15 protein-coding genes and 1 tRNA gene are annotated in these 15,281 nt (G+C 45.4%); 12 read left to right on the top strand and 4 right to left on the bottom strand.

Translation table 11 applies throughout. The features are described from left to right. The first annotated feature begins 128 nt into the window (after positions 1 to 128). The 3 genes from dnaG (at position 129) to ACYZ97_RS06840 (ending at position 4,549) form a co-directional block, all read left to right on the top strand. A complete protein-coding gene (dnaG, locus tag ACYZ97_RS06850) occupies positions 129 to 2,039 on the top strand; it encodes a DNA primase (protein WP_473297676.1) in 1,911 nt (636 codons plus the stop codon). 188 nt (positions 2,040 to 2,227) lie between these two features. Further along, positions 2,228 to 4,237: an RNA polymerase sigma factor RpoD gene (gene rpoD / locus ACYZ97_RS06845; protein WP_473297675.1), complete on the top strand. Its 2,010-nt coding sequence runs from the start codon at positions 2,228 to 2,230 to the stop codon at positions 4,235 to 4,237. A gap of 21 nt (positions 4,238 to 4,258) precedes the next feature. Next, a complete protein-coding gene (locus ACYZ97_RS06840; protein ID WP_473297673.1) occupies positions 4,259 to 4,549 on the top strand; it encodes an HlyU family transcriptional regulator in 291 nt (96 codons plus the stop codon). A gap of 29 nt (positions 4,550 to 4,578) precedes the next feature. On the opposite strand, the gene ACYZ97_RS06835 is transcribed toward ACYZ97_RS06840, so the two are convergent. Next, positions 4,579 to 5,307 carry a TIGR00645 family protein gene (locus ACYZ97_RS06835; RefSeq protein ID WP_473297671.1) on the bottom strand — a complete coding sequence of 243 codons (729 nt, stop codon included), beginning with the start codon at positions 5,305 to 5,307 and terminating at the stop codon, positions 4,579 to 4,581. A gap of 131 nt (positions 5,308 to 5,438) precedes the next feature. On the opposite strand from ACYZ97_RS06835, the gene ACYZ97_RS06830 reads away from it, so the two are divergent. Next, the gene (locus tag ACYZ97_RS06830) at positions 5,439 to 5,855 is read left to right on the top strand and encodes a YcgN family cysteine cluster protein (protein ID WP_473297670.1); all 417 of its coding nucleotides are present in this window, start codon (positions 5,439 to 5,441) and stop codon (positions 5,853 to 5,855) included. Positions 5,856 to 5,861: 6 nt separating this feature from the next. Here the strand turns inward: ACYZ97_RS06830 and ACYZ97_RS06825 are convergent, their stop codons facing one another. Then, positions 5,862 to 6,566, bottom strand: a complete 705-nt coding sequence (locus ACYZ97_RS06825) for an SIMPL domain-containing protein (protein WP_473297668.1) — start codon at positions 6,564 to 6,566, stop codon at positions 5,862 to 5,864. A 163-nt stretch (positions 6,567 to 6,729) separates the two neighbouring features. On the opposite strand from ACYZ97_RS06825, the gene ACYZ97_RS06820 reads away from it, so the two are divergent. Next, positions 6,730 to 6,806, top strand: a tRNA-Ile gene (locus tag ACYZ97_RS06820). A 112-nt stretch (positions 6,807 to 6,918) separates the two neighbouring features. Here ACYZ97_RS06820 and ACYZ97_RS06815 read toward each other — a convergent pair. Continuing rightward, complete coding sequence (locus ACYZ97_RS06815) at positions 6,919 to 7,818, bottom strand: LysR family transcriptional regulator (protein ID WP_473297667.1); 900 nt, start codon at positions 7,816 to 7,818, stop codon at positions 6,919 to 6,921. A gap of 251 nt (positions 7,819 to 8,069) precedes the next feature. Between ACYZ97_RS06815 and ACYZ97_RS06810 the strand changes: the two genes are divergently transcribed. From ACYZ97_RS06810 to ACYZ97_RS06790, 5 genes are read left to right on the top strand one after another with little or no spacing between them, the layout of a single operon-like run. After that, on the top strand, positions 8,070 to 8,693 hold the full coding sequence (locus ACYZ97_RS06810) for an RraA family protein (RefSeq protein ID WP_473297666.1): 624 nt from the start codon (positions 8,070 to 8,072) through the stop codon (positions 8,691 to 8,693). Positions 8,694 to 8,734: 41 nt separating this feature from the next. Next, a complete protein-coding gene (locus ACYZ97_RS06805; RefSeq protein WP_473297664.1) occupies positions 8,735 to 9,571 on the top strand; it encodes an ABC transporter substrate-binding protein in 837 nt (278 codons plus the stop codon). A 16-nt stretch (positions 9,572 to 9,587) separates the two neighbouring features. Then, positions 9,588 to 10,349, top strand: coding sequence for an amino acid ABC transporter permease (locus ACYZ97_RS06800; protein ID WP_473297663.1), 762 nt, complete (start codon positions 9,588 to 9,590; stop codon positions 10,347 to 10,349). A gap of 8 nt (positions 10,350 to 10,357) precedes the next feature. Further along, positions 10,358 to 11,101, top strand: a complete 744-nt coding sequence (locus ACYZ97_RS06795) for an amino acid ABC transporter permease (protein ID WP_473297661.1) — start codon at positions 10,358 to 10,360, stop codon at positions 11,099 to 11,101. Continuing rightward, entirely contained in the window at positions 11,098 to 11,823 is a 726-nt protein-coding gene (locus ACYZ97_RS06790) for an amino acid ABC transporter ATP-binding protein (RefSeq protein WP_473297660.1), read from the top strand. Before ACYZ97_RS06795 ends, ACYZ97_RS06790 begins: the two co-directional genes overlap by 4 nt. Before the next feature lie 15 nt (positions 11,824 to 11,838). Here ACYZ97_RS06790 and ACYZ97_RS06785 read toward each other — a convergent pair whose 3' ends face one another. Then, positions 11,839 to 12,615: an IclR family transcriptional regulator gene (locus ACYZ97_RS06785; RefSeq protein WP_473297659.1), complete on the bottom strand. Its 777-nt coding sequence runs from the start codon at positions 12,613 to 12,615 to the stop codon at positions 11,839 to 11,841. Positions 12,616 to 12,738: 123 nt separating this feature from the next. Here ACYZ97_RS06785 and ACYZ97_RS06780 point away from each other — a divergent pair, with 123 nt between their 5' ends. After that, entirely contained in the window at positions 12,739 to 13,896 is a 1,158-nt protein-coding gene (locus ACYZ97_RS06780; RefSeq protein ID WP_473297658.1) for an iron-containing alcohol dehydrogenase, read from the top strand. A gap of 70 nt (positions 13,897 to 13,966) precedes the next feature. Further along, positions 13,967 to 15,253, top strand: coding sequence for an ABC transporter substrate-binding protein (locus ACYZ97_RS06775; RefSeq protein ID WP_473297656.1), 1,287 nt, complete (start codon positions 13,967 to 13,969; stop codon positions 15,251 to 15,253). Positions 15,254 to 15,281 lie beyond the last annotated feature (28 nt).

The following is a 15,281-nucleotide window of genomic DNA, read 5'->3' as shown; positions in this document are numbered from 1 at the left end:
TTACCATCTCTGTTGTTGTATTGTATGTTATGGGCGCAGAGGAACAAATTTGCTTATATTCGCCTGTTGGCATATGGCATTAAAATGCTTAAGTAGAGGCAAGCTCTTTTTCAGGATTTGGTTATTTTATGCGTTTCGGCCCAGATTTTCTTGATGAAATTCGCGCCCGTCTGCCCATCTCAACGGTGGTTGGCAAACGTGTGACTTTTGATAAGAAAAAGAGTAATCCTTCACGCGGTGATTTTTGGGGCTGTTGCCCTTTCCATGGTGAGAAGACCCCGAGTTTTCATTGCGAGGATCCCAAAGGGCGTTATCATTGTTTCGGCTGCGGGGTTAGCGGTGATATTTTCCGCTTTGTCAGCGAACTTGACGGTTTGAGTTTTCCTGAGACGGTGGAAAGGCTGGCATCAGAAGCTGGTGTTGCCATGCCGGCGCGTGATGTGCAATCGATTGAAAAAGAAAAGCAGAAGACTGATCTTTATCAGGTGATGGAACTGGCGGCACAATTTTTCACACATAACTATGAAAACAATGCGGGTAGTCAGGCACGGCAATATTTGTCCACACGCGGTCTTTCGGCACAGACAATCAAAAAATTCAGGCTTGGTTATGCGCCAGACAGTTCTAATGCTTTGAAAGAATATCTGGTATCGAAAAATATTTCGGCTGATTTGTTGAATGCGTCCGGTCTGCTGGTGACCGGTGATGATATTGCGGTGCCCTATGATCGGTTTCGCAACCGTGTGATGTTTCCTATCCTTGATATGCGTGAGCGTGTGATTGGGTTTGGTGGACGTGCGCTTGCCCATAATGCCCGTGCCAAATATCTCAATTCGCCTGAAACAGATTTATTCCATAAGGGGCTTTTGCTTTATAACGGTGCCAATGCCCGTCGTGCTTGCCAGCCGCAACAAGGGCGCCCGGCCCAACCGATGATTGTGGTGGAAGGTTATATGGATGTGATTGCCCTTGATCAGGCGGGTATCCATCAGGCTGTTGCTCCGTTGGGAACGGCCTTGACCGAAGAACAGATCAATCTGTTGTGGCGTTGTTCGCCTCATCCGGTCTTGTGTTTTGACGGAGACGAAGCCGGTTTGAAGGCTGCCTATCGGGCGCTTGATCGTGTTTTACCGCTTTTACGCAGTGAAGTGTCGCTCCGTTTTACGCTTTTGCCCAGTGGTAAAGATCCTGATGATCTGGTGCGTGAAGAAGGGCGTGAAGCTTTTGTCAAGCGTATTGAAGAGGCAAAACCTTTGGCAGAAATGTTATGGTTGCGGGAGACTGCGGGTAAAATATTCGATACGCCGGAACAGCGTGCGGGGTTAGAAAAAGTTCTGTTCCAGACGATTTATGCGATCAAGGACGATACATTACGTGGTTATTATCAACGTGATATGCGCGAAAAATTGCGCCAGTTCTTTCAGACACCGTTTAAAAATGAATGGAAAAGGCGTGGTAATCAGAAGCGTGACGGGGGCATTGTTAGCGATCCATCGGTATTGAATAGTCTTGCCAATTCGCCCCTTATCCGTACCTCGAAAACGGTTCTACCTTTACGGGAGGCGGCTATTTTACTTACTCTCATCAATCATCCTACCTTATGGGATGAAGATTTTGAGCGCCTGGCAGCGTTGGAATTTGACCACCTCGGTTTGAAACAGCTTCATCGCACAGCTCTTGATGTGTTGGCGGTCTGGCAGCCGGATGATGCTGCTGCCATGCGTGATCTCTTATTGAAAAAGGGGGAAGGCGATATTCTGGCCCAGATGGATGGAATAATTAAGAAAGCGGGTATGCGTTGTGCTTTTACAACCGCGCCTTTCGAGGATGCAAAGGCAGCTCTTAATCAGGCGGTACACTTGCATCTTCGCGCACATAACCTAAATAAACGTTTGATGATTATCGAAGACAAGCTTCTGGAATCTCCCGATGAAGCCACATTTGCCAGTCTGCAAGCGCTGAAACGGGAGCTTTCCGATACGGATGATACGCAGGCTTTGATTGAAGGTTTTGGTACGTGGAATGAAGATGGGGCGTAAGAAATAGGCGAATCATATAGGCGAATCAGCAAAATGATTCGCTTTTTTAACGCGAATCAGCGACGAAAGCTTGACGGATGATTCGCTTTGGTGGATTAAACACATCCGGTTTTAAGGATGTAGGTTGTTATAACGCAGCTGTCGGGAATGTGTATGTTTCCATATCAGTTGTCTGGAGTTGAGATAGAATGGCTGTTAAGAGCAAGAAAAATGAAAATGAGGATACCGAGCGCGAGCCTAACGCCGACGGTCCCCTTCTTGACCTTTCGGATGATGCCGTAAAGAAACTCATCAAGCTTGCCAAGAAACGCGGCTATGTGACGATGGACGAGATCAATGCGGTCTTACCGTCTGAAGAAGTGACATCTGAACAGATTGAAGACACTATGTCCATGTTTTCGGATATGGGCATCAATGTTGTCGAGGATGATGAAGAAGTCGAAGCCGAAGGTGAGGAAGAAGTCGGCGGCGAACTTGTTGAAGCCGGGACAACCGCTGTTGCCACAACTACCAAGCGTGAGCCGACAGACCGCACGGATGATCCCGTGCGAATGTATTTGCGCGAAATGGGGGCTGTAGAGCTTTTATCGCGCGAAGGTGAAATTGCTATTGCCAAGCGTATAGAAGCTGGCCGTGAAACCATGATCGCCGGTTTGTGTGAAAGCCCGTTGACATTTCAGGCTTTGATTATCTGGCGTGAAGAATTGAATGAACAACGCATTCTGCTGCGTGAAATTATTGATCTTGAAACGACCTATGCAGGACCGGAAGCCAAGCAGGCACCGGCTATTGAACGCGTAGAAGAGATCAAACCTAAGGAAGAAGCGCCTCGTCGGGCTTCGCGCTCGGACGATGACGATATTACCAATGTCGGCGGTGAAGGACAGGTCGAAGAAGACGAGGATGACGAAGACGAGGCTAACTTGTCTTTGGCTGCAATGGAAGCAGAACTACGTCCTCAGGTCATGGAAACACTCGACTTTATTGCTAGCACTTATATGAATTTGCGCAAGTTGCAGGATCAGCAGGTTGAAAGCAGTCTGGCAACCCATGATGATGGTGCACTCTCTCCGGCTCAGAAGAAAAAATACAAGGAATTGAAAGATCAGCTGATCAATGCGGTCAAATCCTTGTCGCTGAACCAGAATCGTATCGAATCTCTTGTTGAACAACTCTATGATATCAACAAGCGTTTGGTGCAAAACGAGGGCAAATTGAAGCGTCTCGCCGATTCCTATGGCGTTCGTCATGAGGAGTTTTTGCAGGAATATCAGGGGCGAGAGCTGGATGCGGATTGGATTAATTATATAGCAACCCTACCGGGCAAAGGCTGGAAGGAGTTTTCAACGCGCGAGGCCAAGGCTATTGGCGAATTGCGCAGCGAAATCCAGAATTTGGCACAGGAGACAGCGATTACAATTGGCGAATTCCGTCGCATCGTCAATCAGGTACAAAAAGGCGAACGTGAAGCCACCATTGCCAAAAAGGAAATGGTTGAGGCCAATCTACGTCTGGTGATTTCGATTGCTAAAAAATATACCAATCGTGGTTTGCAATTCCTTGATCTCATTCAGGAAGGCAATATCGGTTTGATGAAGGCGGTTGATAAGTTTGAATATCGCCGTGGTTATAAATTTTCGACCTATGCGACATGGTGGATTCGTCAGGCTATTACCCGTTCGATTGCTGATCAGGCCCGTACAATCCGTATTCCAGTTCATATGATTGAAACGATCAATAAGATTGTGCGCACATCACGCCAGATGCTGCATGAAATTGGACGTGAACCAACGCCGGAAGAGCTGTCTGAAAAGCTGGCTATGCCGCTGGAAAAAGTCCGTAAAGTCTTGAAAATTGCCAAGGAGCCGATTTCACTTGAAACACCCGTGGGTGATGAAGAAGATTCACATTTGGGTGATTTTATCGAAGATAAAAATGCACTGTTGCCGATTGATGCAGCCATCCAGGCCAATTTGCGTGATACGACGACCCGTGTACTAGCATCGCTTACGCCGCGTGAAGAGCGTGTTTTGCGTATGCGTTTTGGTATTGGAATGAATACCGACCATACGCTGGAAGAGGTCGGACAGCAGTTTTCTGTGACACGCGAACGTATCCGTCAAATTGAAGCCAAGGCATTGCGCAAACTCAAACACCCGAGTCGTTCACGCAAGCTGCGTTCGTTCCTTGATTCATAATATTATTATATAAGGGATGACATGTCGTTTTTGAAAAAGCTTTTTGGTGGCAATCACAATAAGCAGGCTGAGCCTGAAAATTTTGCTGGTGAAGAGATCGAGTATCAGGGGTTTGTCATCCGCCCGACACCATTCAAATCTGAAGGCCAATTTCAGAGCTGCGGTGTTATTATAAAAATGATTGATGGTGAACTGCAAGAATATCGGTTTATTCGTGCAGATAGGTTTTCTTCTTTTGAATCGGCTGTTGAGATGATTTATCTCAAAGGACGACAGATTATTGATGAACAAGGACAGAGCATTTTTAAATAAATGCCTGCATGCCACATTTCTTTTTGGTCTTATTTTTGAGTTCTCATGTGTCTTTGTTCAAAGCAAGATGGCTGCTCTTGGAATTTTCTCTGATTAGCTGATTGAGACAGTTCAGTTTTATTGTTGTAATCGCAGTCACTGTTATTCCAATGCGCACAATACTCGCATTCTTTATAAGATGTTTGCTGTATTAATTGTTCAGCATGATGTTTGGATGCATTGACGCGATCGGTAATCGCCAGAAATATGCCGGATGCAATGAATGTAATGTGTAAAATAGTGTACCAGAATACTTCCTTGTTGATGAGCAAATTAGGATCAAGCTCTGAAGCATAAACGGTTGTCATATGTTGGGGCAAATTAAGAAAAATTTGCAAAAGATGAATAGACGAAATAGCAATGATGGTCATTGCTACTTTAACTTTGAGTGAATCTGAATCAATGGAGCCAATCCAGCGGACATCAAGGCGATCGAAGTCAAAGCGGTTAACAAAGCTTTCATAGCTGGAGATAATAACCATAATGACGAGGCTAGCAATCAGTGCTGCATCTATAAGCCCTAATACGCCCAAGATCGCACCGTTAGAGTCAGTATCTATGATGTGGATAGCGAAATTCCATAATTTAAATAGAAAATAAACAGCATATATAGCGAGGCCGGTTGCAAGTCCGCCATAGAATATAACCAGTAGCCAACGCGACGTAACCATTGATTTTTCAATGAAATTTTCTAGAAATTTAATGGGTTTACGTTTCATGTTGCTATGTTCTTTTTTGGAATTATATTTGTATATCAGATTATTGTATAAATTTCAACTATCTAATTAATAATGTTGAGAAAATGAGATTATCTAGCTTACCGTTTTGGCAATGCAAAAAGCTGAATGAGATGACTGTTGCTGAATGGGAAAGCCTTTGTGATGGCTGTGGCCGCTGTTGTATGCATAAATTGGAAGACGAGGATACGGGTGATATCTATGTGACCAGTGTCGGCTGTCAATTGCTTGATAAAGAGACTTGTCAGTGTCGCAATTATGAACAGCGAAAATCAATCGTTCATGACTGCATCCAGTTGGATCTCAGTACAGTCCGAACAGCGCGATGGTTGCCGAAAAGCTGCGCTTATCGTCAGATTGATGAGGGGCGTGATCTTGAATGGTGGCATCCTCTTGTTTCAGGTTATGCGGAAAGCGTACACGAAGCAGGTATTTCTATTCGTGGAAAAATTTGTGCCTTGGAAACCGATATGAGCTGTGACGAGGATTATCTTGAATATATTATCGGCCCGCTTGATGAGGGCCGATAATAGAAGTCATTCATCAATCGCAAAAGTGGCTGTAACAGTGACTTTATAGTTGAGTTCGCCGCTGGCGAATGCGCTGTCTGAAAAATCGGCGGAACGAACCATGCTTGCCATTGGCTGACGTATGATGGGGCCGGTTTCATTTTCAGAAATTTTGATGATGCGACCGAGTTTTACATTGGCTGCACGTGCTAGCGTTGCTGCCTTTTCCAGAGCTTCATTAACCGCATTTTCACGCGCCTTGGTAAGGTAAGGTTTGGGATCGGCGTTGGTGAAATTTAATCCGTTGACGTTGTTGACCCCAAGATTCATGGCGGTATCGAAGAGTTGGCCGGCTGTATCCAGCTTGCGGATACGAATAGTCAGCGCATTACTGACTTGATAGGGTTGCTCTGATCTTTTGGCGTTTTTTTCTTCTGTGTGTATCTGATAGATGGATAGGCCCGATGTCTGTAGATCCTTTTTATCAATTCCGTTTTTGCGGAAATTTTCAATGACTTTATTCATGGCTTCATTGTTGGCTGTTAGGGCAGCCTGCGCTGTTTTATCGTGTGTGACGATAGCGAGATTTAAAATAGCCATGTCGGGTTCGGCTTGTGTTTCTCCGGTAGCGCTTACCATAATCGTCGGGGCGGGTACTATATTATCTTCCGCATAGCTATAGCTTGGTGCGATGAGCAACGTTGTTAATAATAAAGCCGATTTTATTTTCATAAGAATTCCTTCACATTTGTTGGTCGGTCCAGATTAGTCGCTGAATCGGGTTAAATTAAGATATCTTCTGCATTGTTTATATTTGATATATGGAAAAGATTATCGATATGGCGATAGTAGGCTTGTACATAATGTTAATATAGGTTAGAGCGAACATCGTGTGGGGCCTTTAGCTCAATTGGTTAGAGCTGGCGGCTCATAACCGCTCGGTTGGGGGTTCGAGTCCCTCAGGGCCCACCAACCTTTTCTATCTATCTATTTATCGATTGAAGCATAAAATATCAAGGATGCGAGCAAGCCTGAAAAGATGCGGACAAAACAGTTATTGTTCGCCTTGTTGGGCTTTTGGCTTTTATTCTTGCAATAGGGATGAAAAATTACAGCTTTGACGCAAGAGGGAGATGACAGAGCGTAATATTTCAGACGGCTGCTCACCCCGATATATGGCGGCATAGGGAACCGGCGGCAAAACAGGATCAGTTGGTATGACAGTCAATTTGCCAATTTTAATCAGCATTTTGAGGCATTCATGGGGGAGATAGGATATACCGACGCCTGCAATAGTAAGGCCAGCGATTGCCAGCATGCTGTTTGTAGATATTTTTTTATTAAAGTGTATGCCTTCCGCATTCATCCATTGATGATAGAAAAGCCCCGTACCGGATTCCATCCCCTGAGAGAGGATAGAATATTGGGCAAGGTCTTCTGCGGTTAGCACTTTTCCTTCTTCGACGAGACCGGGCCTTCCCATCCAGACATTTTGGACTTCGGCAATGCGCACACTGGTTAAATTTATTTGCGGCATGACATCGGGCATAATTGCTAGGTCAATGTCCCCTTCAACGAGTTGTTCATGCAGCCGTCTTGCACTTTCAACTTGTGGTTCGATAATAAGGGTCGGGTAGGTATGAGAGACAAGTGAAACGAATTTTGGTAGCCATGTCAGCAATGAAAGTTCTGTTACTCCGATACGCATTTTTCGTACAATGGCATGATCATCATTTCTGATTGATGCAATTTTGTCGATCATCTCGATGGCTTCACGTGCTGTTTCTAGCAGGAGTTCGCCTTTTTCAGTCAGTTGTGCCTGTCTGTTGTTGCGGATAAAAATGGTAATACCTGTTACAGTTTCAAGCTCTTGTATTCTTTTGGATATAGCTGATTGTGTTGTGTTGAGGCGGACTGCCGCTTTTTCAAACGTGCCAAGTTCACAGATCCAGTAAAGAGCTTGAAGTTGTTTGAAAGATACCAATGTTTATTCCTTCATGTCGTCTATATAAGATGGGAATCTGATCTAGCTATTACAAAAAGGCATTACCAGTTTGAGTGTAGCTATGTAAAGCGCTGATATAAAATGAACTTACTTGTGGTCCAATTGTTTTCTTTAAAAGAAAATGGTTTTTATTATTCTTTAAAGGAATATTTTGTGATGCATAAATATCGTTATGCGGGCCTTTGGGTTTTACCTATCATAACGCGAAAGTAATAATAAATGGTGGTGTTATGACAGACCAACAATCCCATGATTTTGATAGTCTTATTGACGGTTTTCGTACGGCAGCAACGGCTGTCATCAGTGATAATCTTGATCGTTTGCCTGGTGCTGTGGGTATACGTGCCTATCATAAAAACGACCATGTTATGGTTGGCCGCGCTTTTACAGTGCGTACTTGTGCCGGTGATAATCTTTATATCCATAAGGCGCTTGACCAATTCAAGCCGGGTGATGTGATTGTTGTCGATGGTGGCGGTGAAACCAGCCGTGCACTTATTGGTGAAATCATGATGACGATTGCATCGACACGGGGTGCTGCCGGTATGGTTATTGATGGGGCAATCCGTGATAGCGACGCGATTGCATGTTCATCATTTCCTGTTTTCGCACGTGATGTTATCCATCGCGGTCCTTATAAGAACGGTCCCGGTCAAATCGGTGTACCTGTTACGATTGGCGGTTTTGTCGTTAATCCCGGTGATATTGTGGTGGGGGACTGCGATGGTGTTGTTGCTTTTTCACCCGATATTGCTGCAGACCTATTGCAGAAAGTGCGCGCACAGGAACAGCGCGAACAGGACATTATTACAAGTATTGTCGAAGGCCGTTATCAGGGTGCCTATGCAAAATAAAAGACCGATTTTTCAGTAGATAACAACCCAAGGGGAATAGTATGAAGATATTGATGAAAACACTATTGGCGACAGCTTTCGTAGCTACAGCGTTAAGTGGTGCCCGCGCGGATCAGCTTGATGATATAAAGAGCCGTGGTTCTCTTGTCTGTGCGACAATGGGTACAATGCAGCCGTTCAGTTTTCAGGATCCTAAAACACGTCAAATCGTCGGTTATGAAGTTGATCTATGTAAAGCGATTGCCGATGATATGGGCGTGAAGTTAGAAATCAAAACTGTCTCAACGGAAGCACGTATTCCCGAGCTGACCCAGGGACGTGTTGATATTCTTTCTGCTGCTCTGGGCTATACTGATGAACGTGCTACCCAGATCAATTATAGTCAGACTTCTTTTGTCAGTCGCCAGATGGTTATGGTCAAGAAAGATAGCGGTCTTAAGACTTTGGATGATTTGAGCGGTAAGCGTGTTAGCGCACCGAAAGGTACGTCTTCGGAGGCGCTTTCGACCAAGGTTCTTTCCAATGCGACTATTTTGACCTTTCAGGATCCGCCAAGTGCGTTTCTGGCTCTTCAACAATCCAAGGTCAATGCGATGGCTCTATCGGAATTGGGCATGATGCCGCTGATTGCCAAGACAGGAAATAAATATGAAATCGTCGCCCAACCACTGGCGATTGAGTTCTGGGGACTCGGAGTTCGTAAGGACGAAGATCGCTTTTTGTCTGAAGTGAATAAAGTTTTGACTAAGCTTGAAGAAACCGGTGAAGGTGAAAAGATTTTTGCCCGCTGGTTTGGTGAGCCGCCATTCAATATCAAGAAGAACTTCAAGTTCACGTCTAAGGCTGGCAATCCGGAATTGCGTCCAGCGCAATATTGATTGCCATGATCAAATAATGAAAGTAAAGGCTTCGGCCTTTGCTTTCATTCGTCTATGTTTTCTATTGTTTGAAGCGTTTTCCATTATGACATTCGATTTTTCGAAAATCATGACCAGCAGCAATATTGGTCTTTTAAGTGATGGCCTTATGGTCACGCTCAAGATGTCGGTTGTCGCGTGGATACTTGCTTTTGTTCTGGCTATTGTATGGACCTTGATGCGTGCTAGCGGTTTCAAACCGTTTGAGTGGTTTGTGGCTCTTTTTGTTGAGATTCAACAGAATGTACCTCTTCTTGTCCATGTGCTTTTTTGGTATTTTGCCGTTCCACCGCTCTTGCCGGAGCCAGTAACCGACTGGCTCAACCAGAATAATAGTGAATTTATACTAGCCTTTCTGGCTCTTTCTGTCTGTTTCAGTGCCTATATGTCTGAAGCTTTGCGAGGTGGTCTTCGTGCTATTTCCAAAACGCAGTATGAGGCGGGTCGTGCGCTTGGTTTTGGCTATCTCGCGACAATGCGCTTTATTATCGTGCCGCAAGCATTGCGCCTTTCTGTGCCGCCTTTGACCAATTATTCTCTGCTTTTGTTCAAAAATACTACTATTGCTATGGCTATTGGTGTTCATGAACTGATTTATCAGACACGCAAGATAGAAAATGATACGTTCCAGACATTCGAGATTTTTGCTGTGGCCACGCTCATTTATCTGGTTATTTCCTTTATTATTATGACAGCAGGAACGTTGATGGAACGCTGGCTTGCCATGAAAACGCGATAGGGGCCACGATGTTTGAGGTTATCCAAGACAACTGGTTGCTTTTTCTGATTGGTTCGTATCCTTACGGACCATTGGGTGGATTAGTGGCAACAGGTATTTTGGCACTTGTCAGTGTTATTCTGTCTTTTGTTCTGGCTATGCTTTTGGCTTTGGGACGTATCAACCCCTATCGTCCGATTAATTACGTGGCGACAATGGTTGTGCAGATCATGCGGGGCACACCTTTCCTCATGGTGATTTTTTGGAGCTATTTTGCCCTGCCTAAAATGATCGGCGTTACGATAGATGGATTTTATACGCTGATTGGTGCATTGGTGGTATATGAATCAGCCTATATGGCTGAAGTCATCCGCTCAGGGATCAATGCCTTGCCAAAAGGGCAGATGGAAGCTGCACGATCACTTGGTTTGGGCTATTGGCGCACCATGTTTTATGTCGTTCTTCCGCAAGCCTTGTTTAATGCGATGCCCAATATGCTGACGCAATTTGTGTCGACGATCAAGGAAACATCGCTTGGCTATGTCATCGGCGTTAATGAGTTCACTTTTGCTGCGACGCAGGTCAATAATCAACTTCTCGATAAACCCGTTGAGGTTTTTTCCATTCTGGCGCTGACCTATTTTGTGCTTTGTTTTGCTTTGACTCAGACAGCACGGTTTTTTGAGCGCTATATTAATAATAAGCGTAATCGGCATCATCGTTTGCCGGACGTTCCTCTTTCTTCCGATGAAACGGTGAAGGCATCAACATGATAAGATTTGAGCATGTGAACAAATGGTATGGAAATCATCAATGTCTGACGGATGTCAGTGCTAGTGTTCCTGCCGGTAAGGTTGTTGTTGTCTGTGGTCCGTCAGGCTCTGGTAAGACAACGTTGATTAGAACGGTCAATCAACTGGAGCCGATACAGGGAGGGGCAATATGGGTCAATAATATCAATGTGAATGATAAGGGCGTCAATATCAACCGGTTGCGTAGCAAGATCGGTTTTGTCTTCCAACAGTTCAATCTGTTTCCACATATGTCGGTTATTGATAATATAACGCTTGCACCGCGTAAGCTTGTTAAGCTGTCGCGCGAAGAAGCCAATGAAAAAGCCAAGGCCTTGCTTGAACGCGTCGGGCTTGCGCATAAGGCTGATGCCTATCCGGGACAGCTTTCAGGCGGACAAAGTCAGCGGGTTGCCATAGCACGCGCCATTGCAATGGATCCAGAAATTGTGTTGTTTGACGAACCGACAAGTGCTCTTGATCCGGAAATGGTCAATGAGGTTTTAGCGGTCATGAAGGATTTGGCGCGTTCCGGCATGACAATGATGTGCGTGACACACGAAATGGGATTTGCCCGCGAGGTTGCCGACGAAATTTGGTTTATGGATCAAGGTGTCTTACTCGAAGAAGCTAAGCCTGAAGATTTTTTTCAAAATCCTCAGCATGAGCGTGCCAAAAAGTTTCTTGCCGATTTGAAACACTAGGAATTGCGATATATTTTAGGGTTGATATCCCAGTAGTTTTGAAAGCTGCAGGGCTGTTTGGCTTGTTTTCTGACCGATTACATTGATTTTTTCCTCCGTGGCCTCTGTTTCCATTAGACTAACGGCGATGCCGGCAACAGCTTGACCTGTGTGGTTTTTTATGGCTCCGCCCAAGCAGATCATACCATCTCTGATCTGGCAGTCATCGATAGAAAAGCCCCGTTCCCGTGCTGCTTTTAATTCATCCATCAATTTGGGTAGTGTCATCGTGCTACGACTGGTCAATGGTTTATGCCAAGGATAGGTGTTGGCAAGCTGTTCTATATCGGTGTCTGACCATGTTGCCATCATGGCTTTTCCGGTTGCTGTAAAAATAATTGGCAGCCGCATGCCGATCTTGAATGTAAAACCTAAAGGCGCTGTACTGTTTCTACAGGCTATGTAGACGACCTCATTTTTTTCCGGCACTGATAATGTCAATGTATAGGGAAGCAGATCCTTGCGCTCGACAGAAATTCGATTGAAGGCTTCAAGTAGGTCAACATTGGATAGAAAGCCGCTGCCCCATTTTGATAGACGTGGACCTAGTGTAAATGTCCCGTCGGTATGGCGCTGGATCATTTCCAGTTCGACCATGACATGGATCAGGCCGTGTCCTGTACTTTTGGGTATTTTCACTTTCTTGACAATGTCGGCGGCATTTAAGCCCGTCTGGTTCTCTTGAAGTAAATCAAGAATGGCAACAGCCCGTCGTAAAGCGGGAATATTATAGGGTGTGTCGTTTTTATCCACTGTTCTACCTTTATATTGACAAAACACTTTTATTGGCACATTGTACACAATGTAGAACTAAGTTCAATATAATGAACTAATTTATTTGTTTTTATTGTGTGAACGTGATGGGAGGCGATTTAAGTGCTTAAAAGTTTTTCTTTCTCGACTGTTCCTTCTCTCGTTAGTGAATGGGGCGGCGCTCGTCGTCTTGGCGAGTTTCTGAGCGAACGTGAAGATGGTCGCCGTATTTTGTTGGTTACGGATAAAGGGTTGAATGATGCCGGTGTGCTCGAGCCCGCCAAAGAGTCTTTGAAAAAAGCCGGTTTTGAATTTATTGTTTTTGATAAAGTTGTTGCTGATCCGCCAGAGCATGTGTTGTTTGAATGTCTGGAAATGGCGCGTGAAAGCAAGGTCGAGATCGTTGTCGGTCTTGGTGGTGGTTCATCGCTTGATGTTGCCAAGCTTGCTGCTGTTCTTGTGGCATCTGACCAGAAACTCGAGGATATATACGGTATTGGCAAGGTTAAGGGAAAGCGTCTGCCGCTTATCCAGTTGCCGACAACAGCAGGTACGGGATCGGAAGTTACCAATATATCAATCTTGACGACAGCCCAGTCTGCCAAAATGGGTGTTGTTGCCCCACAGCTTTATGCAGATCATGTTTTGCTGGATGCTGAATTGACGATTGGATTGCCGCGTCTTCATACGGCTGCAACCGGTATTGATGCCATGGTTCATGCTATTGAGGCCTATACGACCAAGCACAAGAAAAACCCGATTTCGGATGCTTTGGGGCGTGAGGCATTGCGCCTTTTGTCTTCCAATATTGTTGCTGCATGTGAAGATGGGAAAAATCGTGAGGCACGCGAGGCGATGTTGCTGGGGGCGACGCTGGCAGGTCAGGCTTTTGCCAATGCGCCGGTTGCCGCGGTTCACGCGCTGGCCTATCCGCTTGGTGGTCATTATCATATTCCGCATGGTCTTTCCAATGCCCTGATGTTGGAGCCAGTTCTGCAGTTTAATTCAGCGGCAGCCGCCCCTCTATATGCTGAGCTGGCCGATGTTGTCGGGGTTGGGGAAGCGCAAGGCGTGCAAGGACGTTCATCGGCCTTTGTTAGCTTTATGGTTGATTTGATGAACAAGACGGGTGCGCCGCGGCGTCTGCGCGATGTTGATGTTACCGAAGATAGTCTGCCTATCTTGGCGCGTGATGCAATGGATCAGCAGCGTCTGTTAATCAATAATCCTATCGATGTGAGCGAAGCTGATGCTTTGGCACTTTATCGCGCGGCATTCTAATTCTTGATTGATGTAGAACCGTTAGGCTTTGTGTTTTTATATCCATTTACTCTAGGGGAGGTCATTACCTATGCAGAAAACATTGAAACGACGTATTTTAACGGCATTGGCCGGCGTGGCCATGGCAGCCATTGCATCGGTTGGACATGCGCAGCAGAAAGATGCGATTAAAATCGCGTTTCCTGTTTTTCTTTCGACTGCTTCGGCAGGGCCTTTCGGCGAACCCGAAAAACAGGCCGCTGAGCTTTTGATCGAAGCCTTGAACAGCGGAAAAATGCCTGCACCTTATACAACGATAGGTATTAATGGCCGTACTATTGAACCGGTCTTTATTGATGAGGCTGCTGATGCGGTAACTGAATATCGCAACGCTGTCGAGCGTGATAAGGTTGAAGCGGTGGTGGGTTATACATCATCAGCCAATTGTAAGGCGATTGCACCGGTTGTTGAAGAGATGAAAACACCGACAGTTATGGTTGATTGCGGTACCAATCAGATATTTGAGCAGGTTGTTGAAAATCCTAAATATCTTTTTCGTACCGGTCCGATCCAAACCAGTGATGCAATCGGTGCTGCCCGCTATTTAAAAGATATGGGTGTCGATGCAAGTCGTGTTGCCGGTATCAATCAGAATTATGCTTTTGGTCAGGATAATTGGGAAAATTTCACGCAATCGATGAAATCTCTTTTTCCGGATTCAAAAATTGCGACAGAGCAGTTCCCTAAATTGGGTGCCGGTCAATATGGTGCAGAAATTTCGGCTTTGATGACATCGCGCCCGACACTGGTTTTTACCAGCTTCTGGGGCGGTGATCAGGATGCTTTTGTGTTGCAATCGGCACCGCGTGGCATTTTTGCTCGTACGCCTGTTCTGATGACCTGTGGTGAAGCAGCCGTTTTGAGTATCGGTAAAAACTTCCCTGAAGGTGCGATTATCGGCGCCCGTGGTCCTTATAGTTTCTTTGCACCGGATACCGATCTTGCTAAGTGGTTCTCGACAGCATTCAAGGAAAAATACGGTAAGGAACCTTCTTATCCGGCATGGAAAATGGCTCAGGCTATTCTCGGATTGAAAGCTGCTTGGGAAAAAGCAGGGCCGGATGCAGATAAGGATAGTGCTGTTGCTGCTTTTGAGCATCTTGAGTTTGACTCGCCATCGGGTACAGTCAAAATGGCAATAAATAAAGGCCATCAGGCTATACAGAGCATTGCTTATGGCAAAACAGTCAAGGACGATAAGGGTAATATCGTTTTGAAGGATGTTCGCAGTTATCCAGCAACTTGTGTCAATCCGCCTGAGGGTACGACTGCCTCGCAGTGGATCAAAGACGGTTTCCCCGGCGCACAATGTGAATAAGGTTTTAGAATACGGCGGTATTTGCCGT

Source organism: Bartonella sp. bp_1, assembly GCF_055808085.1.
Note: the sequence above shows the minus strand (reverse complement) of the source record. Positions and strands in the feature narration are given on the sequence as shown.